Source organism: Providencia sp. wls1916 (assembly GCF_009706585.1).
GTDB lineage: Bacteria > Pseudomonadota > Gammaproteobacteria > Enterobacterales > Enterobacteriaceae > Providencia > Providencia lanzhouensis.
On record NZ_WLUL01000013.1, the window covers coordinates 230,574 to 253,925 of the forward strand.

A 23,352-nucleotide genomic window follows, 5' to 3' on the forward strand; every position below is an offset into this window, starting at 1 on the left:
CTATTCTCTAGTCCAAATCAACATTTTTACTGCCAAATAGATAAGTGAAAATAAACCCGCATAGATAAGAGACTAAGACACCGCCTGCATACACTGCCATTGCAGGAAGCACGCCTTGATCTGACGTCATCAACGGAATAGCGATTAGCCCTGAAGGACCGAATACAGTATTTAACCCAACAGGTAAACCCATCCACGCGACCGCTCCGATAAAGAAACCACCAGCAGCGCCCCCTAAACAAGCGGTGACAAACGGTTTCACGCGCGGTAACGTCACCCCGTAAATTAATGGTTCACCAATGCCTAAGAAGCCGGGGAATAGGGCACCACCAATTTGACTACGGGTAACAGAGCCTTTTTTGGCTTTCACGTACAGCGCTAATGCGGCGCCTACTTGACCCGCACCCGCCATCGCTAAGATTGGGAATAACGAGTTAAACCCTTGAGCTTCAACTAACGCGACATACACCGGAATAAAGCCTTGGTGGACACCGAACATTACCGCAATTAAGAACAGACCCGCTAAGACGGCTGTGCCGATAGGGTTTCCGTTTAAATGCATGAATAGCCAAGACATTCCTTCGAATAACCACACACCGATAGGCATAATGAAAACAAAGGTCGCAGCACCGACGATTAACAGCGTAATCGTTGAGGTTAGAATAATATCCAAGCTGGCTGGAATAATTTTGCGTACTTGTTTTTCAACCCAAGCACCAAAAATACAGGCAATTAGGATCCCGATAATGTTGCCTCTCGGGTCGATATACCAACCAAAGAAGTCTGTCATGCCGGAATAGAAGCCTTTAGTGGCCGCCGGGTCGTAACCTAAAATAAACAGCGCAGCGATAATGGCACCGTTAACACCGCTTCCCCCAAACGCTTTTTGGGCATTATAACCAATCAACAATCCCATAAAGGTGAATAACCCTTTACCGAATACACTCATATACGCAATTAAGCTTTTGAGATGGGCAAGTTGGGTTGAATCCGCAGGAAATAAGTTTTGGTTCGCCGATAATAATGTGAGCAATGACGCCAAGCCCATTAATAGACCTGCGCCAATAAAGCCCGGAATTAATGGCGTAAAAATAGTCGCAAATTTAGATAGAAAGCGGTGAACGGCGCTGGTTTGTTTCTTTTTCATCTGCTGTTTATTGGCAGAAGCAATCTCTTTCAGATCTTGGGTCGCGTTAGCGTCATGAGCTTCATCCGCTTCGCCATTTTCTAACATTTGCTTCATTAAATCCGCGGCTGTTTGGGCTTTTCCTGGACCCAAAACAATTTGCAGCTGGTCGTCACTTTCAATCACGCCCAGTACGCCGGGGATTTTTTTGATTTCGGTTTTATCGATAAACTGATCATCATGTAAGGTGAGCCGTAAACGCGTCATGCAGTTACCGCACTGCTTGATATTACGACCGCCCCCCACGTGTTGCAGGAGCTGCTGTATCATTTCATTTGTTATTTTAGCCATACTGTTTCTCTCATAGAGATCCGCTGATTAGACGGATTTTGCGATGTTGAGGGCAGTGCGAATAAAGCCATGATTTTTAGCGAGCAATTGACGAGCTTCATCGGCATTTAAGCCAGATAAAATCATCAAAATCGCTGTCTTACAGTGTCTATCACATTGTTGTAATGCAGATTCTGCGCTTTGGCGGTCACATTCAGTTGCTTCCATCACAATCTTAGTCTGGCGTTCAATGAGCTTGGCGTTAGTTGCCTCCACATCTACCATTAAATTGCCAAAGACTTTACCGATGCGGATCATCGCCCCTGTGGTGATCATATTTAAAATCAGTTTTTGTGCGGTTCCCGCTTTCATGCGCGAAGAGCCAGTGACAACTTCAGCACCCACAATCGGGGTGATGGCAATGTCAGCAGCTTGGGAAACAGGGCTATCAGGGTTGCAGCTAATTGAGGCAACGGTTGCACCTAAGGAGCGAGCATATTTCATGGCTCCCAGAACATAAGGCGTGCGACCACTAGCGGCGATGCCAACTAGAATATCTTTTTGATTAAAATCGATATTCTTTAAGTCTTGCTCTCCTAACTCGGGTTTATCTTCCGCATTTTCAACTGCACGGAAGATGGCTTGGTGACCACCAGCAATCAGCCCAATAACTTGTTCATGAGGGGTTCCATAGGTCGGTGGACACTCACTGGCATCGAGGATCCCTAAACGTCCCGAAGTACCTGCACCGGAATAAATCAGACGACCACCTTGCTGGAAAGCTGCCGCAACTTTATCGACCAATTCTGCAATTTGCGGTAAGGTTTTTTCGACAGCCAAAGGGACTTTTTTATCTTCATTGTTGATTACTTGAAGCATTTCAATGGTAGATAATTGGTCAATGTGGGTACTGGCTTCGTTACGGCTTTCCGTGACCATCTTGCTTAAATCAATCGACATAGTAATAACTCCTTAAACGTATCATGGGGGTATGCTATGGAATTATTTATTCCTTTGATGTGATGGTTATCACGGTACTATCTATTCTCTGTTGCCAATATAAGCGAATAAATTTGGTCGCTTATTGCTCGATAAAATAATATTTATTTGAATTTAAATGATTAAATGACAAGCATTGAGTTTTTATTGAAGGAATAATTTATTTGTAAATTTATTCTGTTGATGAGGCTTTACCTTTTTGAGGGCTACTATGACACTACTCGATACCATCACGTACCTCTTGCCGCGATTAGCGGAAAATCAACGCAAAATTGCACAATTTATCTTAGAAAGTCCGGAAAATGTGCTGAAACTGTCGTCTTCGCAGTTAGCGGAGCAGTTGGGGATCAGTCAATCCGCTATTGTGAAGTTTAGTCAAAAATTAGGTGTAAAGGGGTATCCCGCGCTGAAATTGGCGTTGAGTGAAATTATTGGCCGCCAACAGCAAGAGTTGGGGGAGCCTCACAGTGCGTTGCATAACCGTATTACTCAAACGGATAGCTTGATGGTGGTCGCGCAGAAGCTGGCATTAGAGAAAAATTATTCCATCACAGAAACAACGAAACGCCTTGATTTTAAACAGTTTGAAAAAATTATTGAACGTATAGACAGTGCGCAACGTGTGCAGATTGTTGGGATTGGTGGCTCTGGACTCACTGCGAAAGATTTAAGCTATAAACTTCAGAAAATCGGTATTACCACTCTCGTGGAGCCGGATCATCACGTTCAAATTGCTGCCGCTTTAACCTTGACGCCGAAAGATGTGCAAATTGTTATTTCCTTCTCTGGAAAGCGTAAAGATATGCTCACTGCCGCGAATATTGGGCATCAAAATGGTGCTTGTGTTATCGCTATCACGCGCTCCAAAGATTCACCCCTCGCTCAAATGTCAGACTATATGTTGGAAAGTGTGGCGGAAGAGAACGAATGGCGTAGCTCATCAATTTCGTCAAGAACGGCACAAAATACCCTTACCGATTTGCTGTTTATGGCGTTGTTACAAAAACGGGAAGATAAAGCGAAAGCATTGGTGATGAATGCCAAAGTGATGATTAATAAACTTGACGAATAGCTATTAATGTCTCGATAACTTTGCAAAATAATCTTATCTGCGTTAAGACTAAAGGAGGCATTATTTAGCTTAAAATAATTCATTGAGGGAGAGTCCATGAGGGCATTGATCGTTTATACCGAGCTTACAGACGAAGATTCTGTGATAAGCCATGCGGTTGCGCGGCTGGCAAGCGAACTGAATGACGAACACGTCGAAACGGTCATTATCCGTGATTTTGAAGACGGTCTCGCCTATATTCGCTCAAACACCAGCATTGACTGCTTACTTTACGGACGAGATATGTCCGATAAGGAAGAACAGGCTCAAGCTCACCGGCTGATCACCCAACTACATCGTCGCCAAGAAGATGTGCCCGTTTTTCTGTTGAGTGATCGTGAAGAAGCCTTAGTGGCATTTGATAGAAAAATGATGGAGCAAGTGGATGAATTTGCATGGATTTTAGAGGACTCCGCGGACTTTATTGCCGGACGTGTTCTTGCTGCTATCATCCGTTACCGTGCGCAATTGCTCCCACCATTAATGAAAAGTTTGATTAAATACAGTGATGTACACGAACACTCATGGGCAGCACCGGGGCATCAAGGCGGAGTGGGTTTCACTAAAACGCCAGCAGGGCGTATTTATCACGATTTTTTTGGCGAAAATTTATTCCGCACAGATATCGGCATCGAGCGAGTTGCCGTTGGTTCATTGCTCGATCACACTGGGGCATTTGGCGAGTGTGAGAAAAACGCAGCACGGATTTTTGGTGCAGATCAATCCTATTCTGTAGTGGTCGGGACTTCGGGCTCGAACCGCACCATTATGCAAGCTTGCATGACGGATGACGATGTGGTGGTCATTGACCGAAACTGCCATAAATCCATCGAACAAGGCTTGATTTTAACGGGAGCAAAGCCTGTTTATATGGTCCCGAGTCGTAACCGTTATGGAATTATTGGACCGATTTACCCCACAGAAATGTCCCCTGAAGCTATACAGAAAAAGATTGCTGATAATCCATTTACTACCGATAAAATCGGGAAAAAACCGGCGTATAGCGTGGTAACAAACTGTACTTATGATGGTGTTTGCTACAACGCGCGCAAAGTGCAAAATTTATTGGATAAATCCCTCGATAGAATTCATTTCGATGAGGCATGGTATGGCTACGCGCGATTCAATCCGATTTATCGTGACCATTTTGCGATGCGTGATGAAGAGCGCAAAGACGATGACCCTACCATTTTCGCTACTCACTCAACGCACAAATTATTGAATGCGCTGTCGCAAGCTTCGTTCATTCATGTTCGTAATGGACGTAATGCCATTGATTTTAATCGCTTTAATCAAGCCTATCACATGCATGCAACCACATCGCCGTTGTATGCCATTTGCGCATCGAACGATATTGCGGCAGATATGATGGATGGAAATAGTGGGCGCTCATTAACCGATGAAGTGATCCGCGAAGCCATCGACTTTCGTCAATCACTCGGCTATCTGTACAAAGAGTTCCAAAATGATGGTGAGTGGTTTTTCAAACCGTGGAATCAGGAAACGGTGAAGGATCCTGCAACTGGTGAGCGTTATGATTTTGAGTTTGCCCCTGTTGAATTGTTGATGAAAGAGCAAAGCTGCTGGGTAATGAACCCTGAAGATACGTGGCATGGTTTCAAAAATATTCCTGCAGATTGGGCGATGTTAGACCCTATCAAAGTGAGTATTTTGGCACCAGGAATGGGGGACGATGGCAAGCTACTTGATTCCGGTGTTCCTGCGGCGCTCGTCACCGCATGGCTAAATCACTATGGTATTGTGCCGACCCGCACTACCGATTTCCAAATTATGTTCCTGTTTTCTATGGGGATCACCAAAGGAAAATGGGGCACATTAGTCAATGCATTGCTCTCCTTTAAACGCCACTATGATACCAACACTCAACTGAAAAAAGTGTTACCTGAAGTGGTGGAAGTGGCGCCTGAAATTTATGGTGAGATGGGGCTGAGGGACTTGGGGGATAAGATGTTTGCTTATTTGCAGCGTAATAATCCGGGAAGTCAGCTAAATCAAGCCTATTCAGAGTTACCCAATGTCATGATGAGCCCACGTGATGCCTATCAACAGATTGTTGCGAATCGCGTTGAAGCTGTGCCGTTAGATAAGCTGGCTGGGCGTATTGCAGCGAACTCGATTATTCCTTATCCACCGGGGATCCCAATGTTGTTATCCGGCGAAAGCTTTGGAGAAACTAACAGCCCGCATATTGGCTATTTGCGTAGTTTACAAGCATGGGATAGTGAGTTCCCGGGTTTTGAACATGAAACGGAAGGCACGGAAAAAATTGATGGCGAATACCATGTTATGTGCGTGAAGGTGTGAAACGACACCCTATAACAATTGCATGAAATGCGTCTAATATTTTTTATTCTTGTACTGCCTAGCCAAATTGATTTAGCCTGTTTTTGCCATACATTTCAACGCTGCCTTCGCTATTTTTTATAGCGTTTGGCAGGTTTTTTTCATTATTATCGGCGTATTATTTGAGAAAATTGGTTATCGACCAATTGGATTAATGGGATTTGTTGTTTGTTAAAATAATCTTTATCTTCAATAAAGCCTAATTGATGGCAATATTGTGAAGCGTAGCCACTGACTAACAGTTTCCAGTTAAATTTAAAATCAGGGTAGGTTTTTTTGGCGATTTTATAAATGCTGGTTGTGCAGTTATTCCACATGGAATGGTATTTTTCGTTGGTCTCTTTGAGCTGATTAAGTTTGCTCATATAATTGAGAAACAGTTCTGTAATAAGTGGCTTATCTAAATTTAAGGGATAAATATAGACTTGCTCATTGCGTAAATTAACGCGAGTACCAATTAAATCCTGCTCATCAGCAACTACATAGATAATATCGTAGTTATAGAAAAATCCCTTCCAAACTGAAAATTGTTGATGTGCTTTTCGCCTTGTCTCGATAGAAAAAGAGACATAATCCCCATTGGAAAAACCGAAGCTCAGAAAAACATGGGCGATCATTTTGCCAGACCAGTGGGATTGTACTAAATCTACACTTTGCAAGTTAGACAGATTGTAATGCTTAGTATCCCAAGTATATTCATTTTTGTCGGCAAACTGAAAAGAGCGAAAATTATGGATGGAGATGTCTGAAGTTTCGTTATTAAAATCCATATGGGATTTATAGCGATACTCCGTTCTCCACTCATTCTGAGGTAATAGATTGCTCATCTGCACGCTACATTTTTAATAAAACGGACATGGCGCGGGAATAATCTAAAACAATGCCCGGTGTCCACGTCATAATACTTGCATGTTTTCTGAGTTGGGACATAACCCAAAGCTCAGGGCTAAAGAGCAATTTAAGCAGTAGCATGAAACCGCCTTTTTTCTCAGTAAAATATCCCTCGGTACTTTTTATCAGCGCCAAAGAAACGACGGTTGAACAATTACGACTAGTTAAATTGTAGGTCGTGTCTTTACTGTATTCTTGCCAGAATGCGTCTAGCTTTTCTTTGCTGATCCCTTCAATGGTTAATTTGAAGTTTGATGGTGGCGCAATTTTCATTTCATCAAGATAACTGATTTGAAAAACGCCTGTGTCATTGTTTTCTTCGGTGGATTTTAATATCTGCAAGAATTGCGCGGTATCGCGGTCGATATCTTTTTCTGGATAGTGGCTGATATAAATTTCATCCAGTTCAAAAGCAACATGCCCTGTACTAATCACGCCCAATGAATTACGGGAAACAATATAGCGTTGGATAATTTTAAAAAATAGTGGAAGTTGCCCAGTCGTTGTCCATACATGTAATGTGCCGCGCTCTCTATTTGAAGCGTCATTATTGCGCGTAAATACCATATGATTGGCATTGGGAATTTGGCTGCTCACAACAAAGTAGTAAACAAAGAATGAGTCGAGGGAGAAGATCATAATCAGCGTGCCGACATCCCAATAAACTTGGCGAGATGAATAGTCAAAAGACCAAGGAATGAAATTCCATAAACCTAATGAGAATTCAATAATGGAGACAGTGAGCATCAACTTCCAGCGTTTAAATTTCAAAACCACGCTATTGGACATTTTCCAGATAGCACTGACCATGAGATATAAGCCAGTAATAAATCCAGAGAGAACGGTTTCCCACGCATGTATTTTAGAAAACAAGACAATGTAGACCATTAAAAGTAGCACTAATCCGCGACTGATCCTCAGTCCTCGGGTAGCACCTTGGCAATACATTGCGCAGACAAACGAGCGAATGGCTTCCAATAAAATTGGAATACAGAGGAAGATCATAAACTCATGGGGATCAGCAAAAAAAGGTAATAGAAAAAAGCAGGCACCAATCAGTACACCAAATAATGTGAGTGCCAGAATAAACCAGAAATATTTTTTTGCTGTGTCTCTGCCATAGAGCATCGTAATGATATAAATCATGCTGCACCAACCATAGAATCTTGATAAGTGCTAATGCCTTATCTTTATAGGTTTTTATTTTTAGTTTGTAGAATTGGCTTCATTATAATGGGGGTATTTAAGCGACAAAATAGATGGCAATTAGTGCGTTTTATGGTGATTTTAATTCATTGAAGAATAAGTATTATTTCTTGTGTTACACTTTGATTATGTGGCTATAACTGCTTCAGGTTAACGATATGTTAATATTTAATTCTATTAATAATACGTCAACGCTTCGGATTATGTTTTAAAGAAACCTTAAATAAGATTTTTATGTGTAATTAAATTTTCAAATGCAAGAAATCCAATTATGATTATCTTTTTTGGTTGTTTATTGAAATAACCCCTTATTAATTTGATTTTAATAAAGGGTTATTATTGAAAGGCTATTACGAATTAGCCAGCTTCAAACTCATTGGTCATAGTTTCTAACTGCTCTTGCAGATCCATCCATTCCATTTCAACGTCTTCAAGGGCTGATTTATGCTCAGTTTGCTTTTTCAAACAGTCAGTTAGCTCCGCTTTTTTATCTTGCTCATAAATGGCAGCATCGGATAACTTCGCCTCTAACTCAGCTAATGATGCAGAGTGTTTTTCCATTTTCTTTTCCAACTCCGTGATTTTTTTACGGATAGGTTGGGTCAGCTGACGGAATTCGGCTTCGCGGCGTTTTTGGTCTTTTCTATCTTGCGCCGTCACGGTTGATGTGCTGGCTGGTTTTTCTTTATCAAGCAGATCACGAGCTTGCTGTAGCTCCATTTTGTTCTGCTCGGCTAACCATTGTTGGTAATCCTCAAGATCGCCATCAAATTGCTCGACTTTTCCGCCATGAACCAGATACAGCTCATCGGTGGTGGTGCGCAGTAAGTGCCTATCATGGGAAACCACAACCAATGCGCCTTCGAAAGCCATTAACGCTTCGGTCAGTGCTTGGCGCATATCCAAATCTAAGTGGTTGGTTGGCTCATCGAGTAACAGTAAGTTAGGGCGCTGCCAGACAATTAGAGCTAATACTAAGCGGGCTTTTTCTCCACCGGAGAAACGTCCGCTAGGATCCGTCACTTGGTCACCTTTAAAACCAAAGCCGCCAAGGTAATCACGTAATTGCTGCTCGGTTTGCTCTGGCGCAAGGCGAGCAAGATGCTGTAATGGGGACTCATCCGCATGCAAATATTCTAATTGATGCTGGGCGAAATACCCCAGTTTGATCCCTTTAGCGAGTGAGATTTCACCGTGTAATGGCGGCAAGTCGCCTGCTAGCATTTTGATTAATGTGGATTTACCGGCACCGTTACGGCCGAGTAACCCAATGCGAGAACCCGGAACTAAATTTAATTTGATGGATTCTAATACCACTTTTTCGCCGTAACCTGCGCTGACTTTTTCCATTTTTAATAATGGGTTAGGCAGGCTTTCCGGTTGACGGAATGAAAAATGGAATGGGTTATCCACGTGCGCAGGGGCGACCATCTCCATACGTTCAAGCATTTTAATTCGGCTTTGTGCCTGTTTAGCTTTGGTGGCCTGCACTCTAAAGCGGTCAATATAACTTTGTAAGTGGGCGGCTTTAGCTTGTTGGCTTTCATACAAGGCTTGTTGCTGTGCCAGTTTAGTGGCACGTTGGCGTTCGAATGAGGAGTAGTTGCCTGTGTATTCGAACATGGTTTCTTGTTCGATATGCAGTACTTTGTCGATGATTGGGTCGAGGAAGTCCCTATCATGGGAGATCAAAATCAGTGTGCCAGAATAGCTTTTAAGCCATTTTTCCAGCCAAATCACTGCGTCTAAATCTAAGTGGTTCGTCGGTTCATCGAGAAGTAATAAATCGGAGCGGCACAGTAAGGCTTGTGCAAGGTTCAGGCGCATACGCCACCCACCGGAGAATGATTTTACCGGAGACTGTAGCTGTGCTTGGCTAAAGCCAAGACCATGTAGCAAACTCGCTGCACGGGATTGAATTGTCCACGCATCAATGGCATCTAATTGCCCATGAATAACGGCGATAGCGTGACCGTCATTTTTTTCGTTCGCCTGTTGAAGTTTATGTTCTAAGGCACGAAATTCACGATCGCCATCAATCACATACTCAATACAAGGTACATCAAGGGCTGGGGTTTCTTGGTTCACCCATGCCATAGACCAATTGCTTGGAAAGGTTGCTGATCCTGCTTCCGCTTGCAATTCACCCTTTAACAGTGCCAGCAATGTGGATTTTCCGCAGCCGTTTTTACCCACTAACCCGACTTTTTGCCCCGGATTGATAGTCGCAGTTGCATTGTCCAGCAGAACACGTACACCTCGGCGAATTTGTAATGAAGAGAAAACAATCATAGAAACCGTCTATTGAAAATATGTTAAATTATTGAGTTAGATATATTCGAATAATAAAGTTATTACTGAAATATATTAAGCTTAAAGTACATTTAGCAGGCTGCATGGTAACGGAAAATTATCCGCCTGACACGCCTTTGAGGAGGGAAAGATGTCAAATACGCCAAAAGTGCTCGTGGTCTATGCTCACCCAGACCCCCATGAATCTGTTGCTAATCGTCTGTTGTTAAATGCAGTGCGCGGTTTTGACAATGTCACTATCCACGATTTATACGCAACATATCCCGATTATTTTATTGATGTCACCGCAGAACAAAAGCTGCTTTGCCAGCATGATGTCATCGTATTTCAGCACCCGCTGTATACTTATAGTTGTCCCGCGCTATTAAAAGAGTGGTTTGACCAAGTTCTGACTCGCCGATTTGCCACAGACCAAGGATACCAAAAATTGAAAGGCAAATATTGGCGCTCGATTATTACTACTGGAGAGCCAGAAGAAGCTTACCAATATGGTGGCTATAATCGTTATCCATTATCTGAAATCCTTCGTCCATTTGAGTTGACCTCATTGATGTGTGATATGCACTGGATGGAACCGAACATTATCTATTCTGCCCGCCGACAGAGCCCACAACAGTTACAGCAAATGGTTGAAGAGTATAAGCAATGGATGAGACAACCCCTCAATACGGGAGACATTTCAAATGGATGAATTAAATCTATTTGAATCGGTGATCATATTTTTATGCGCCGGTGTGGTGATGGTGCCGATTGCCCAAAAAATCCGTTTGGGAGCGGTGTTAGGCTATTTATTAGCGGGGATTGCGATTGGTCCATTTGTATTGGGCTTTATTCGCAATGTGGATGACATCCTGCATTTCTCGGAACTGGGTGTTGTCTTCTTAATGTTTTTGATTGGGTTGGAACTGAAGCCCTCGAAATTGTGGGAGTTGCGTCGGTCGATTTTTGGTGTCGGCACCATTCAAGTGGTTGTGACCGCAGCTTTGATGGCAGGTATCCTGATCCTTGCTCAGTTTTCTTGGCAGGCAGCAGTGGTTGGTGGGCTGGGAATGGCGATGTCCTCCACGGCAATGGCGCTGCAATTAATGAATGAAAAAGGGATGTCCAACCAAGAAAGTGGGCAGCTTGGCTTTTCTGTTTTACTGTTCCAAGATATGGCTGTGATCCCGATTATGGCGCTGATTCCGCTGTTGGCAGGTGATACGGGAAGCAGCGATTGGTACAAAATTGGATTGAAAGTGGTGGCGTTTGCAGGGTTATGGATTGTCGGACGTTATTTACTACGTCCATTATTTAGGCTTGCAGCGAAATCGGGCGTGCATGAAATTTTTACCGCAGCGGCGTTGTTAGTCGTACTGGGTTCCGCATTGATAATGGAAAGCCTTGGCTTTTCAATGGCCTTGGGGACGTTTATGGCGGGGGTGATGCTCGCTGAGACGGAATTTCGTCATGAACTTGAAATCAATATCGAGCCGTTTAAAGGTTTGCTGCTGGGGCTGTTTTTCATTTCCGTCGGTATGTCATTAAATTTACAAGTATTGTGGGCTTATCTCCCTCAAGTTTTATTGGCAGTTTTGGTGCTGGTCGCTGTGAAAGCGCTTGTCTTATATGTGCTGGGATTTGTGGCACGTTTACGTACAGGCGCTCGAGCGCAATTCTCAGGGGTGCTTAGCCAAGGTGGTGAGTTCGCCTTTGTGATTTATGCCACGGCATTCGGAGCTAGCGTGATTGATGAAAGGCAAATGGATTTATTGTTGGTGGTGGTGACGCTATCGATGATGACAACGCCACTTGTGATGCAGCTGATAGATGCGTATCTCAACCGCCGTTATAATCAGCAGCCAACCTCTACCGAAAAACCGTTTGTGGAAGACACCAATCCTCACGTGATTTTAGTGGGATTTGGACGAATGGGGCAGGTGGTTGGTCGTCTATTGATGGCGAACAAAGTGAATATTACGGTGCTTGAACAAGATGTTACCGCGATTAGTACCATGCGCCGCTACGGTTACACCGTTTATTATGGGGATGCGCGAGAACTACAACTTCTACGCTCAGCGGGAGCGGATAAAGCCAAAGCCATTGTGATCACCAGCAACGTTCCTGAAGAAGTGATGGAAATTGTGCGTATTTGCCAAGAAAACTTCCCGAACTTGCATATTATTGCCCGTGCAAAAGGGCGTTTAGAGGCTCACGAATTACTGCATAGTGGCGTGACGGATTTTAGCCGTGAAACCTTCTCAAGCGCGTTAGAAATGGGAAGTAAGGCACTGATTAGTACAGGTATGCATCCTCATAAAGCTTATCGTGCAAAACAGCATTTTCGCCGGCTTGATATGCGTATGTTAAGGGATATCATTCCTGAAAATGAGAATAGCGATAGCGGGCAAATTTCGCGTATTAAAGAGGCGCGGCGTGAACTCAACGAACTTTTCGAAAAAGAGATGCAAAGAGAAAATCGCCAACCGCACAGCTGGAATAATGAACAGTAAGGTAGAAAAATGGCAGCAACACGTAAGCGTTTTATTGCTGGGGCAACCTGCCCTAAATGCAAGTCTCAAGACACCTTAATGATGTGGCGAGAAGATAAAATTGATGTGGTTGAATGTGTCAATTGCGGGGATCAACAACGTCAAGCTGAAGGCGATGCGACTGAGCATGTGAGAAAGCAAGAACAAGTTATTGGAATTTTTACCCCAGAATAAGAGAATTTTGTCAATTCTCAATACAGCACAATTGTTTTCCGGTACAATTGGCAAAAATTTTTCCCTTACGGGTCGTAGGAGATGTCATGAAAGTAGCAAAAGACTTGGTTGTAAGCTTAGCTTACCAAGTAAGAACAGAAGACGGTGTTTTAGTTGATGAGTCCCCGGCAAATGCGCCAATGGACTATCTGCATGGCCGTGGTTCTTTAATTTCTGGTCTGGAAAAAGCATTAGAAGGTCGTGAAGTTGGCGAACATTTCGATGTTGAAGTCGCTTCAGACGATGCATATGGTCAATATGATGACAACTTAGTTCAACGCGTACCGAAAGATGTATTCATGGGCGTTGATGAGCTGGAAGTGGGTATGCGTTTCTTAGCGGATACTGACATGGGTCCAGTTCCAGTTGAAATCACTGGCATCGAAGGCGATGAAGTTATCGTTGACGGTAACCATATGTTAGCAGGTCAAAACCTGAAATTTAATGTTGAAGTCATGGCTATCCGTGAAGCAACTGAAGAAGAAATCGCTCATGGCCACGTCCATGGTGCTGATGGTCACGACCACGACCATGACCACGAAGGTGGTTGCTGTGGCGGTGGCGGTCATAGCCACGGTTCAGAAGGCGGTTGCTGTGGTGGTGGCGAAGGTCAAGGTCACGGTCACAAGCATGGCGGTTGTGGTTGCCACTAATCTCTAAAAGAGAGATTCAATAAAAAGCGAACTCGTTTTTTATTTCGAAAGTAGGCTCAACATTTTTATGTTGGGCTTTTTTTTGCTCAAAATTCGGTCTCAAGCATTCCCCGTCATTAAATTTAGTAATCACTAAAATTTATTATAAATCAATTGGTTAATTTTCTGTCTTATAATTCCCATGATGTTTATCGAGATTAATTTCTTTGTTTATCTCGCGTCATAGTCTCAATCATCTAGGAAAATTATTATGGGAACTCCCTCTATTTACCCTACAAAAACAACAATTTATAGACCAGATAAAGCATGGAATGGTTATACATTATTCTCAGCGGCGAATAAGGGCGCTGTGCTTATTGATATGAATGGCAATGAAGTTCATGTTTGGCAGGACAGTGATGGCGTGCCTTGCAAAATGTTATCTCAAGGCAATCTGCTGAGCTATGAAAAGCCAAAAGAGGGTAATAAATATCGCGAATATACCAGGTTGGTTCAGCGGGATTGGGATAATAACGAAGTTTGGTCATTCGATCGTGTAGAGTCATTGACGGATGATGTCGGAAAACAATATTGGTCTGCAAGGGCGCATCATGATTTTCAACGAGAAGGAAATCCCGTCGGGTATTATACGCCTGGCTTGATATCCCCTGTTCATAATGGAAAAACATTATTACTTTGCCATCGAAATATTCAAAATCCTCAAATATCAGATAAGCCATTACTGGATGACGTCTTTGTTGAGATTGATTGGCAGGGAAATATTGTATGGGCATGGGCGTTCAGTGATTATTTTTCGGAGCTCGGTTTTTCTGAAACTGCTAAAAATGTCTTTTATCGTAATCCTAATCTGATCGTTGGTGATGTAGGGGATTATTTACATATCAATAGCCTATCTTGGCTTGGTCCCAACAAACACTATGATAATGGCAATGCTGATTTTCATCCTGAGAATATAATATGGAGCTCTCGGGAAGCGAATATTATTGGAATTACCAGCCGTGAAACAAGAAAGATTGTATGGCAAATTGGGCCTGATTATACCCATGATAATGTTAAACATTTAGGGGGGATTATTGGTCAACATCATGCCCATCTTATTCCTCAAGGGTTACCGGGGGCGGGGAATATTTTATTGTTTGATAATGGCTGGCAAGCAGGCTATGGGCAAGCAACGCCAACTTCGCTTTATGGATTAAAAAATGCGGGTCGTGATTATTCTCGAGTCTTGGAGATAGACCCGATCAGTTTAGATATTGTTTGGCAGCATTCTGCAAATGAGCAGGGATTTAAAATACCGACGAATCGTTTTCGATTTTATAGTCCGCATGTTAGCAGTGCGCAACGATTACTTAATGGTAATACTCTGATTACAGAGGGCGCGGATGGACGAATTATTGAAGTTACCAAGGAAAATAAAATTGTTTGGGAATATATTTCCCCTTATACCGACGAGCAATACGCATGGAATAACATGATTTATCGGGCTTATCGAGTCCCCTATGAATGGGTTCCTCAATTGAATAAGCCCGAAGAAGTGGCATTGCCTGATATTGATATCTCCCAATTTCATATCAAGGCGAATAGCTGAGAGATTAATAATGTGGAGGGGGAGTCTCTTCTTCAGGGCGGGCAAGGTGAGATGATTGCGACGCTTTCAACCTCTCCGCAACGATGCGTAAATGTTCTTGCATTTTTGACAGCTGCATTTGTTGTTCTGTAATCACTTGGTTAAGCTGCTCAATGGTCAATTCTTGGAAAGCAACTTTGCTTTCTAAAAGTTCTAAACGCTGTTCAAAATTGTCTGATGAATCCATTTTAGACTCTCCTTATGGGTTCTCACCATGAAAAAAACATCATAATAACCGAACATTACAAATCAACAGATAAGTTTTATTTAAAGGTGTAGGCGTTGAAACCTCTTTTTGTTAATGTGGTCTAAGATATTCTTATATTTTTTGTGTTAACTGACAGCTTGTTTTTTAAGATAAGGAACAGCTATCAATAAAAATGAGCCGTATGGCTCGAATAATAGCTATCGGAGATTAGGATGAAATCACTGTTTAAGGCAAGTCTATTAGCAACAACATTAGCATTCGCTTTTACTGCCCCACAAGTTATGGCAGAAGAAGCAAAAACACAAGCGAGCGCTTTCAAAAATGCTGAAGAGCGTAACGCATACGCATTAGGTGCCTCTTTAGGTCGCTATATGCAGAATTCTTTAGAAGAGCAAAAATCGATCGGTATTAATCTGGACAAAGCCCAACTACTGGCTGGTGTTCAAGATGCATTCAACGGCAAAAGCAAAATGACTGATGCTCAAGTTGAAGAAACATTACGTCAATTCGAAGGACAAGTGAAAAAAGCAGCTGAAGATAAAATCAAGGCTGAATCAGTAGCTAACGTGAAGAAAGGTGACGAATATCGCGAGAAATTTGCAAAAGAAAAGGGCGTAGTGAAAACTAAGTCTGGCCTACTGTACAAAATTGAGAAAGATGGCACTGGCGCAAAACCTAAAGAAGACGAAACCGTTGTTGTTCACTATAAAGGCTCTTTAGTCGATGGCACAGAATTCGATAGCTCTTATTCTCGTAACGAGCCACTGACTATTCCATTAAATTCAGTGATCAAAGGCTGGACTGAAGGTTTATCTAACCTGAAGAAAGGTGGCAAGATGACATTAGTTATCCCACCAGAATTAGCTTACGGTGAAAATGGCGTTCCAGGTATCCCTGCAAACTCAACGCTTGTCTTCGATGTTGAGTTATTAGACATCAAACCTGCTGCAAAATAAGATTTCACATCGTTAAAAATAAAAAAGCTCAGATTCGTTCTGGGCTTTTTTCATTGAGTTACGCAATCCAATGCTAAAAAAGCAGAGTTGTGTCATTCTCGATTAAAAATTTGCATTTAAAAATCTTATATTCTTTAAAACTTGTGATAAAACATACTCTCTTGCATTCATTCGCTTGACGGCAACGCCTCGGAGTTTTAACTTCAATAGATTCGTTTTTATTTTTAATCATCACATCCGTTGACTATGTACGATAAAATGAAGGCAAATGAGTCGAATAATGAATGCCTCATTGGTTGACGTGATGAATTTTATACACTTTAGAAGGATGACGTTGAAATGTCTGATGCATTACAATCCCAAGACCTCAGTGATATTAATATTCTTGATAACCAGCCGTTTACTGAGACTGACCACGAAATTTTAAAATCATATGAAGCTGCGGTTGACGGGCTCGCTATGCTAATTGGTGAGCATTGTGAAATTGTTCTTCACTCTTTAGAAGACCTCAAATGTTCAGCAGTGAGAATAGCGAATGGTCAGCATACAGGGCGTAAGATTGGCTCCCCTATCACTGACTTAGCATTAAGAATGCTTCATGATATGGCGGATGCAGAATCCAATGTCTCTAAAGCCTATTTTACGAAAGCAAAAAGTGGCGACTTAATGAAGTCTGTGACGATTGCGATTCGTAACCGTAAGCAACGTGTTATCGGCTTACTGTGTATCAACATGAACTTGGATGTGCCATTCTCTGAAATCATTAAGTCTTTTGTGCCAGAAGAAAAGCAAGACGTGACTTCGGATGTCAACTTCGCGTCTTCAGTCGATGACTTGGTTGCACAAACATTAGAATACACCATCGAAGAAGTTAGCAATGACCGTAATGTTTCTAACAACGCGAAAAATAAACAAGTGGTTCTGAACTTGTACGAAAAAGGTATCTTTGATATCAAAGATGCTATCAACCAAGTGGCTGACCGCATCTTTGATATCAAAGATGCTATCAACCAAGTGGCTGACCGCCTGAATATTTCTAAGCACACCGTCTATTTATATATCCGCCAATTTAAGAGTGGTGAATGAGTAAAACAACCCCGCTAACCTATTGTTTGTTAGTGACTGGCCCCGCATACGGCACTTCACAATCAGCAAGTGCCTATCAATTTGCCAAGGCCCTTCTTAAAGAGGGGCATTTATTGAAGACGGTGTTTTTTTATCAAGATGGCGTTCTTAATGGCAATGCTTTAACTTCCCCTGCAAATGATGAATTTGACCTGGTCAAAGCATGGCGCCAACTGGCACAAGAATCGGGCTGTGAAATGAATGTCTGTGTTGCCGCAGGGTTACGTCGTGGTATTACAGATAAAGAACAAGCTAACGCGCTATCGCTATCTGCTCATAACTTATCTGAAAGTTTTACCATGAGCGGTTTAGGCAGTCTTGCTGAATCCATGTTAACCGCTGACCGCACCATCCAGTTTTAAACCTGAACATCATGAACGACGTCACTCTATAAGATAAGGTCTCTTGTGAAGAAAATAGCCTTTGTTTTTACGACTATGCCACATGGTAGTGCCAGTGGGCGCGAAGGACTGGATGCATTATTAGCAACCTCGGCACTGACAGAAGAAATTAGCGTATTCTTCCTTTCTGATGGTGTATGCCAATTACTCGCTCATCAGCAGCCTAAAGAAATTTTAGCTCGGGACTATATTTCGACGTTCAAGATCTTACCTCTCTATGACATTGAAAATATTTACCTATGTTTAGAGTCATTAAAGGAAAGAGGTCTTAGCCAGCAAAATGAGTGGGTTGTGACACCTGAATTCTTAACACCCCAGCAGATCCAAGAGAGGCTATCCGCCTGTGATGTTGTGCTCAAATTTTGAGATTGTGTTCAAAATTTGATCTTGTGTTCGGATTTTGATCTATAGTAGGATCCTACCTATGCTATACACTCTAGCCACTTCTCCATTTAAATGTGATTTCTCAGCGCTATTGCGTTTAATCACCAATGAAGACGCTATATTGCTTTTCCAAGATGGTGTGATTGCCGCTGTTTCACAATCCAAATATCTTGCGGAACTACAAAATAGCGGTGCCCAAATCTATGCCTTGGATGCAGATATTCATGCCCGAGGGCTACAAGATCAGGTAGCTGATGACGTTTCTATCATCTCATATCAAGGTTTTGTAAAGCTAACTGAAGCTCATAAGCAACATTTTGCCTTATAAAGTCACTAAAAGTTGTATATTTCTTGACACCTGAGCCAGTCGGCAATAAAATTTCGCGTCCTCGTGTATCGTCATGTTGGCGAACGAGGTCAAAATCCGTGTTTACGAAGCAAAAAAACCAGGAGCTTTTTTAATAATGGCAACTATTAATCAGCTGGTACGCAAATCTCGTAGCTCGAAAGTTGTGAAAAGCAACGTTCCAGCACTGGAAGCTTGCCCGCAAAAACGTGGCGTATGTACTCGTGTATATACTACCACTCCTAAAAAACCAAACTCAGCATTACGTAAAGTATGCCGTGTTCGTTTAACTAACGGTTTCGAAGTATCTTCCTACATCGGTGGTGAAGGCCACAACTTGCAGGAACACTCCGTAATCCTGATCCGTGGCGGTCGTGTTAAAGACTTGCCAGGTGTGCGTTATCACACCGTTCGCGGCGCACTGGACTGTTCTGGTGTTAAAGACCGTAAGCAAGCTCGTTCTAAATACGGCGCGAAGAAACCTAAGGCTTAATGGATTTCCGTTAAGTAAGGCCAAACATTTTTAATCTTAATGTCAAAATACTCTCGTAGAGTTTTGGACAAACCTGAATTAACAACGGAGTCATATCCATGCCACGTCGTCGCGTAATTGGTCAACGTAAAATTCTTCCAGATCCTAAGTTCGGATCAGAATTACTGGCCAAATTTGTAAATATCCTGATGGTAGACGGGAAAAAATCTACTGCTGAAGCAATCGTATATAACGCACTTGAGCTCCTTGCTCAGCGTTCTGGTAAAACTGAACTTGACGCATTCGAATTAGCACTTGATAACGTGCGTCCGACTGTGGAAGTTAAATCCCGCCGTGTTGGTGGTTCAACTTACCAAGTTCCAGTTGAAGTTCGCCCGGTTCGTCGTAATGCCCTGGCAATGCGTTGGATCGTTGATGCTGCTCGTAAACGCGGTGATAAATCTATGGCACTTCGCCTGGCAAACGAATTATCAGACGCTGCTGAGAACAAAGGTTCATCTGTTAAGAAACGTGAAGACGTTCACCGTATGGCAGAAGCTAACAAGGCGTTCGCACACTACCGTTGGTAATCTCTTACCAATCTTAGTGATGTATCTCAGGGTAGCTTTCAGCTGCCCTTTATATGAAGAATTGAACGCCCACGAGAGAGGAAAAAATGGCTCGTCAAACGCCCATAGCACGCTATCGTAACATCGGTATCAGTGCACACATCGACGCCGGTAAAACCACAACTTCTGAACGTATTCTGTTCTATACTGGTGTAAACCATAAGATCGGTGAAACCCACGAAGGTTCTGCAACAATGGACTGGATGGAGCAGGAGCAAGAGCGTGGTATTACTATCACTTCAGCTGCGACTACTGCATTCTGGTCTGGTATGGCTAAGCAGTATGAACCACACCGTATCAACATCATCGACACCCCGGGACACGTTGACTTCACAATCGAAGTAGAACGTTCTATGCGTGTTCTTGATGGCGCGGTAATGGTTTACTGTGCGGTTGGTGGTGTTCAGCCACAGTCTGAAACTGTATGGCGTCAGGCTAACAAATATAAAGTTCCACGTATCGCGTTCGTTAACAAAATGGACCGTATGGGTGCGAACTTCTTACGTGTTGTTGAGCAGTTAAAAACTCGTTTAGCAGCTACTGCAGTTCCACTGCAATTACCAGTTGGCGCAGAAGAGTCGTTCACTGGTGTTGTTGACTTGCTGAAAATGAAAGCAATCAAATGGAACGATGAAGACCAAGGCGTTACCTTCGAATACGAAGATATCCCTGCGGACATGCAAGAGCTGGCTGAAGAGTGGCACAACAACCTGATCGAATCCGCTGCAGAAGCATCAGAAGAACTGATGGAAAAATATCTGGGCGGTGAAGAACTGACTGAAGCAGAAATCAAAGGTGCTTTACGTCAACGTGTTCTTGCTAGCGAAATTATCCTGGTTACCTGTGGTTCTGCATTTAAGAACAAAGGTGTTCAGGCGATGCTGGATGCGGTCGTGGATTACTTACCAGCTCCTACAGATGTACCGGCAATTAACGGTGTTCTGGACGATGGTAAAGATACTCCAGCTGAACGTCATGCAAGTGACGAAGAGCCGTTCTCATCTTTAGCATTTAAAATTGCAACTGACCCATTCGTTGGTAACCTGACATTCTTCCGTGTTTACTCCGGTGTTGTTAACTCAGGTGATACCGTTCTGAACGCTGTTAAAGCGAAGAAAGAGCGTTTTGGTCGTATCGTTCAGATGCACGCTAACAAGCGTGAAGAGATTAAAGAAGTTCGCGCTGGTGACATCGCGGCTGCTATCGGTCTGAAAGACGTAACTACAGGTGATACTTTATGTGCAGTTGATGCACCAATCATCCTGGAGCGTATGGAATTCCCAGAGCCAGTAATCTCTGTTGCAATCGAACCAAAAACTAAAGCTGACCAAGAAAAAATGGGTATCGCATTAGGCCGCCTGGCTCAAGAAGACCCATCATTCCGCGTATCAAGTGATGAAGAGACTAATCAGACTATCATCGCTGGTATGGGTGAATTGCACTTGGACGTTCTGGTTGACCGTATGCGTCGTGAATTCAAAGTTGAAGCGAACGTTGGTAAACCACAAGTAGCTTACCGCGAAGCAATCACTGCTAAAGTGACTGATATCGAAGGTAAACACGCGAAACAGTCTGGTGGTCGTGGTCAGTACGGTCATGTCGTTATCGATATGTACCCACTGGACAAGAAAGACAAAGATGGTCTGCCAATGGACTACGAATTTGTCAACGAAATCAAAGGTGGTGTAATCCCTACGGAATACATTCCTGCGGTTGACAAAGGTCTGCAAGAGCAGCTGAAGTCTGGTCCATTAGCTGGTTATCCAGTAGTTAACATGGGTGTTCGTCTGCATTTCGGTTCTTACCATGATGTTGACTCCTCTGAATTGGCGTTTAAATTGGCAGCATCGCTGGCATTTAAAGACGGCTTCAAAAAAGCGAAACCAGTTCTGCTTGAGCCAATCATGAAAGTTGAAGTGGAAACTCCAGAAGACTACATGGGCGATGTAATTGGTGACCTGAACCGTCGTCGTGGTATGATTGAAGGTATGGATGACTTACCTACTGGTAAAGTTGTTCGTGCACAAGTACCATTGTCCGAAATGTTCGGTTATGCTACTGACCTGCGTTCTCAGACTCAAGGTCGTGCTTCATACTCTATGGAGTTCCTGAAGTACAATGAAGCGCCAAACAACGTTGCACAAGCTGTAATCGAAGCTCGTAACGCTAGATAATCGATTTTTATCGATTTAACTACTTTAATTTAAGTTCCTTCTTTATCGTGAAGAGGGAACTCCATAAGGAATAGAGTCGTGTCTAAAGAAAAATTTGAACGTTCAAAACCGCACGTTAACGTTGGTACAATCGGCCACGTTGACCATGGTAAAACTACCCTGACAGCAGCAATCACTACTGTTCTGGCGAAAACTTACGGCGGTAACGCTCGTGCATTCGACCAAATCGATAACGCACCAGAAGAAAAAGCGCGTGGTATCACCATTTCTACTTCTCACGTAGAATACGATACTCCAACTCGCCACTACGCACACGTAGACTGCCCAGGTCACGCCGACTATGTTAAAAACATGATCACTGGTGCTGCGCAGATGGACGGTGCAATTCTGGTTGTTGCTGCGACTGATGGCCCAATGCCACAAACTCGTGAGCACATCCTGTTAGGTCGCCAAGTAGGTGTTCCTTACATCATCGTTTTCCTGAACAAATGTGACATGGTAGACGACGAAGAACTGTTAGAATTAGTTGAAATGGAAGTTCGTGAACTTCTGTCTCAATACGATTTCCCAGGCGACGACACTCCAGTTGTTCGCGGTTCAGCACTGAAAGCGCTGGAAGGCAACCCAGAGTGGGAAGCGAAAATTGTTGAATTAGCAGGCTACCTGGATTCTTACATCCCAGAACCAGAGCGTGCAATTGATAAGCCATTCCTGCTGCCAATCGAAGACGTATTCTCAATCTCTGGTCGTGGTACAGTAGTAACAGGCCGTGTTGAGCGTGGTATCATCAAAGTTGGTGAAGAAGTTGAAATCGTTGGTATCCAAGCAACGGCTAAGACGACTTGTACTGGCGTTGAAATGTTCCGTAAACTGCTGGACGAAGGTCGTGCGGGTGAGAACGTTGGTGTTCTGCTGCGTGGTACTAAGCGTGAAGAAATTCAACGTGGTCAAGTACTGGCTAAACCAGGTTCAATCAAGCCACACACTCAATTCGAATCAGAAGTTTATATTCTGAGCAAAGATGAAGGTGGTCGTCATACTCCATTCTTCAAAGGCTACCGTCCACAGTTCTACTTCCGTACAACTGACGTAACCGGTACTATCGAACTGCCAGAAGGCGTAGAGATGGTAATGCCAGGCGATAACATCAACATGATCGTGACTCTGATTCACCCAATCGCGATGGATGATGGTTTACGTTTCGCAATCCGTGAAGGTGGTCGTACTGTAGGTGCGGGTGTTGTTGCAAAAATCATTGCATAATACCGCTCTTTCTGAATAAGAAAGAACCAC

22 protein-coding genes are annotated in these 23,352 nt (G+C 43.1%); 16 read left to right on the forward strand and 6 right to left on the reverse strand.

Annotated features, from left to right (window positions below; all coding sequences use genetic code 11):
• Positions 1-7: 7 nt before the first annotated feature.
• Positions 8-1,477: a PTS N-acetylmuramic acid transporter subunit IIBC gene (gene murP, locus GKR61_RS09190; protein WP_036948692.1), complete on the reverse strand. Its 1,470-nt coding sequence runs from the start codon at positions 1,475-1,477 to the stop codon at positions 8-10.
• Positions 1,478-1,504: 27 nt separating this feature from the next.
• The gene (gene murQ, locus GKR61_RS09195; protein ID WP_036948695.1) at positions 1,505-2,416 is read right to left on the reverse strand and encodes an N-acetylmuramic acid 6-phosphate etherase; all 912 of its coding nucleotides are present in this window, start codon (positions 2,414-2,416) and stop codon (positions 1,505-1,507) included.
• 250 nt (positions 2,417-2,666) lie between these two features.
• Between murQ and GKR61_RS09200 the strand changes: the two genes are divergently transcribed.
• The gene (locus tag GKR61_RS09200) at positions 2,667-3,527 is read left to right on the forward strand and encodes a MurR/RpiR family transcriptional regulator (protein WP_154599893.1); all 861 of its coding nucleotides are present in this window, start codon (positions 2,667-2,669) and stop codon (positions 3,525-3,527) included.
• Positions 3,528-3,623: 96 nt separating this feature from the next.
• A complete protein-coding gene (adiA, locus tag GKR61_RS09205) occupies positions 3,624-5,891 on the forward strand; it encodes an arginine decarboxylase (protein ID WP_154599894.1) in 2,268 nt (755 codons plus the stop codon).
• Positions 5,892-6,037: 146 nt separating this feature from the next.
• Here adiA and GKR61_RS09210 read toward each other — a convergent pair whose 3' ends face one another.
• The 3 genes from GKR61_RS09210 to GKR61_RS09220 all read right to left on the reverse strand — a co-directional run bounded on the left by GKR61_RS09210 (position 6,038) and on the right by GKR61_RS09220 (position 10,319).
• The gene (locus tag GKR61_RS09210; protein ID WP_036948703.1) at positions 6,038-6,757 is read right to left on the reverse strand and encodes an Lnb N-terminal periplasmic domain-containing protein; all 720 of its coding nucleotides are present in this window, start codon (positions 6,755-6,757) and stop codon (positions 6,038-6,040) included.
• A gap of 7 nt (positions 6,758-6,764) precedes the next feature.
• Positions 6,765-7,967: a peptidase gene (locus GKR61_RS09215; RefSeq protein ID WP_108478761.1), complete on the reverse strand. Its 1,203-nt coding sequence runs from the start codon at positions 7,965-7,967 to the stop codon at positions 6,765-6,767.
• Positions 7,968-8,384: 417 nt separating this feature from the next.
• Positions 8,385-10,319, reverse strand: a complete 1,935-nt coding sequence (locus GKR61_RS09220) for an ABC transporter ATP-binding protein (RefSeq protein ID WP_108478762.1) — start codon at positions 10,317-10,319, stop codon at positions 8,385-8,387.
• A 151-nt stretch (positions 10,320-10,470) separates the two neighbouring features.
• On the opposite strand from GKR61_RS09220, the gene kefG reads away from it, so the two are divergent.
• The 5 genes from kefG to GKR61_RS09245 all read left to right on the forward strand — a co-directional run bounded on the left by kefG (position 10,471) and on the right by GKR61_RS09245 (position 15,325).
• Positions 10,471-11,031 carry a glutathione-regulated potassium-efflux system ancillary protein KefG gene (gene kefG, locus GKR61_RS09225; protein WP_108478763.1) on the forward strand — a complete coding sequence of 187 codons (561 nt, stop codon included), beginning with the start codon at positions 10,471-10,473 and terminating at the stop codon, positions 11,029-11,031.
• Positions 11,024-12,832 (forward strand): glutathione-regulated potassium-efflux system protein KefB, encoded by a 1,809-nt coding sequence (kefB, locus tag GKR61_RS09230; protein ID WP_036948714.1) that lies wholly within the window; start codon positions 11,024-11,026, stop codon positions 12,830-12,832. Before kefG ends, kefB begins: the two co-directional genes overlap by 8 nt.
• A 9-nt stretch (positions 12,833-12,841) precedes the next feature.
• Positions 12,842-13,045 carry a YheV family putative zinc ribbon protein gene (locus tag GKR61_RS09235; RefSeq protein ID WP_036948717.1) on the forward strand — a complete coding sequence of 68 codons (204 nt, stop codon included), beginning with the start codon at positions 12,842-12,844 and terminating at the stop codon, positions 13,043-13,045.
• 86 nt (positions 13,046-13,131) lie between these two features.
• Positions 13,132-13,737: a peptidylprolyl isomerase gene (gene slyD / locus GKR61_RS09240; protein ID WP_006659533.1), complete on the forward strand. Its 606-nt coding sequence runs from the start codon at positions 13,132-13,134 to the stop codon at positions 13,735-13,737.
• A 250-nt stretch (positions 13,738-13,987) separates the two neighbouring features.
• A complete protein-coding gene (locus GKR61_RS09245) occupies positions 13,988-15,325 on the forward strand; it encodes an aryl-sulfate sulfotransferase (protein WP_154599896.1) in 1,338 nt (445 codons plus the stop codon).
• Positions 15,326-15,329: 4 nt separating this feature from the next.
• On the opposite strand, the gene GKR61_RS09250 is transcribed toward GKR61_RS09245, so the two are convergent.
• On the reverse strand, positions 15,330-15,551 hold the full coding sequence (locus GKR61_RS09250; protein WP_036948724.1) for a SlyX family protein: 222 nt from the start codon (positions 15,549-15,551) through the stop codon (positions 15,330-15,332).
• A 233-nt stretch (positions 15,552-15,784) separates the two neighbouring features.
• Here GKR61_RS09250 and fkpA point away from each other — a divergent pair, with 233 nt between their 5' ends.
• The 9 genes from fkpA to tuf all read left to right on the forward strand — a co-directional run bounded on the left by fkpA (position 15,785) and on the right by tuf (position 23,322).
• On the forward strand, positions 15,785-16,528 hold the full coding sequence (gene fkpA / locus GKR61_RS09255; RefSeq protein ID WP_036948748.1) for an FKBP-type peptidyl-prolyl cis-trans isomerase: 744 nt from the start codon (positions 15,785-15,787) through the stop codon (positions 16,526-16,528).
• Between the two features lie 339 nt (positions 16,529-16,867).
• Positions 16,868-17,614 (forward strand): helix-turn-helix transcriptional regulator, encoded by a 747-nt coding sequence (locus tag GKR61_RS09260; protein WP_154639742.1) that lies wholly within the window; start codon positions 16,868-16,870, stop codon positions 17,612-17,614.
• Positions 17,611-18,015: a sulfurtransferase complex subunit TusD gene (gene tusD / locus GKR61_RS09265; RefSeq protein WP_036948729.1), complete on the forward strand. Its 405-nt coding sequence runs from the start codon at positions 17,611-17,613 to the stop codon at positions 18,013-18,015. Before GKR61_RS09260 ends, tusD begins: the two co-directional genes overlap by 4 nt.
• Before the next feature lie 45 nt (positions 18,016-18,060).
• Entirely contained in the window at positions 18,061-18,420 is a 360-nt protein-coding gene (gene tusC, locus GKR61_RS09270) for a sulfurtransferase complex subunit TusC (protein WP_036948731.1), read from the forward strand.
• Between the two features lie 58 nt (positions 18,421-18,478).
• On the forward strand, positions 18,479-18,766 hold the full coding sequence (gene tusB / locus GKR61_RS09275) for a sulfurtransferase complex subunit TusB (protein WP_036948734.1): 288 nt from the start codon (positions 18,479-18,481) through the stop codon (positions 18,764-18,766).
• Positions 18,767-18,902: 136 nt separating this feature from the next.
• Positions 18,903-19,277, forward strand: coding sequence for a 30S ribosomal protein S12 (rpsL, locus tag GKR61_RS09280; RefSeq protein WP_004265905.1), 375 nt, complete (start codon positions 18,903-18,905; stop codon positions 19,275-19,277).
• Between the two features lie 98 nt (positions 19,278-19,375).
• Positions 19,376-19,846, forward strand: a complete 471-nt coding sequence (gene rpsG / locus GKR61_RS09285) for a 30S ribosomal protein S7 (protein ID WP_006813694.1) — start codon at positions 19,376-19,378, stop codon at positions 19,844-19,846.
• An 86-nt stretch (positions 19,847-19,932) separates the two neighbouring features.
• On the forward strand, positions 19,933-22,059 hold the full coding sequence (gene fusA, locus GKR61_RS09290) for an elongation factor G (protein ID WP_036948738.1): 2,127 nt from the start codon (positions 19,933-19,935) through the stop codon (positions 22,057-22,059).
• 78 nt (positions 22,060-22,137) lie between these two features.
• Positions 22,138-23,322, forward strand: coding sequence for an elongation factor Tu (gene tuf / locus GKR61_RS09295; protein ID WP_187128653.1), 1,185 nt, complete (start codon positions 22,138-22,140; stop codon positions 23,320-23,322).
• The last annotated feature ends 30 nt before the right edge of the window (positions 23,323-23,352 follow it).

Bases quoted from the DNA above. Each gene is read 5' to 3' on its own strand.
- murP (WP_036948692.1), bottom strand. From the start codon at position 1,477: ATGGCTAAAATAACAAATGAAATGATACAGCAGCTCCTGCAACACGTG.
- murQ (WP_036948695.1), bottom strand. From the start codon at position 2,416: ATGTCGATTGATTTAAGCAAGATGGTCACGGAAAGCCGTAACGAAGCC.
- GKR61_RS09200 (WP_154599893.1), top strand. From the start codon at position 2,667: ATGACACTACTCGATACCATCACGTACCTCTTGCCGCGATTAGCGGAA.
- adiA (WP_154599894.1), top strand. From the start codon at position 3,624: ATGAGGGCATTGATCGTTTATACCGAGCTTACAGACGAAGATTCTGTG.
- GKR61_RS09210 (WP_036948703.1), bottom strand. From the start codon at position 6,757: ATGAGCAATCTATTACCTCAGAATGAGTGGAGAACGGAGTATCGCTAT.
- GKR61_RS09215 (WP_108478761.1), bottom strand. From the start codon at position 7,967: ATGATTTATATCATTACGATGCTCTATGGCAGAGACACAGCAAAAAAA.
- GKR61_RS09220 (WP_108478762.1), bottom strand. From the start codon at position 10,319: ATGATTGTTTTCTCTTCATTACAAATTCGCCGAGGTGTACGTGTTCTG.
- kefG (WP_108478763.1), top strand. From the start codon at position 10,471: ATGTCAAATACGCCAAAAGTGCTCGTGGTCTATGCTCACCCAGACCCC.
- kefB (WP_036948714.1), top strand. From the start codon at position 11,024: ATGGATGAATTAAATCTATTTGAATCGGTGATCATATTTTTATGCGCC.
- GKR61_RS09235 (WP_036948717.1), top strand. From the start codon at position 12,842: ATGGCAGCAACACGTAAGCGTTTTATTGCTGGGGCAACCTGCCCTAAA.
- slyD (WP_006659533.1), top strand. From the start codon at position 13,132: ATGAAAGTAGCAAAAGACTTGGTTGTAAGCTTAGCTTACCAAGTAAGA.
- GKR61_RS09245 (WP_154599896.1), top strand. From the start codon at position 13,988: ATGGGAACTCCCTCTATTTACCCTACAAAAACAACAATTTATAGACCA.
- GKR61_RS09250 (WP_036948724.1), bottom strand. From the start codon at position 15,551: ATGGATTCATCAGACAATTTTGAACAGCGTTTAGAACTTTTAGAAAGC.
- fkpA (WP_036948748.1), top strand. From the start codon at position 15,785: ATGAAATCACTGTTTAAGGCAAGTCTATTAGCAACAACATTAGCATTC.
- GKR61_RS09260 (WP_154639742.1), top strand. From the start codon at position 16,868: ATGTCTGATGCATTACAATCCCAAGACCTCAGTGATATTAATATTCTT.
- tusD (WP_036948729.1), top strand. From the start codon at position 17,611: ATGAGTAAAACAACCCCGCTAACCTATTGTTTGTTAGTGACTGGCCCC.
- tusB (WP_036948734.1), top strand. From the start codon at position 18,479: ATGCTATACACTCTAGCCACTTCTCCATTTAAATGTGATTTCTCAGCG.
- rpsL (WP_004265905.1), top strand. From the start codon at position 18,903: ATGGCAACTATTAATCAGCTGGTACGCAAATCTCGTAGCTCGAAAGTT.
- rpsG (WP_006813694.1), top strand. From the start codon at position 19,376: ATGCCACGTCGTCGCGTAATTGGTCAACGTAAAATTCTTCCAGATCCT.
- fusA (WP_036948738.1), top strand. From the start codon at position 19,933: ATGGCTCGTCAAACGCCCATAGCACGCTATCGTAACATCGGTATCAGT.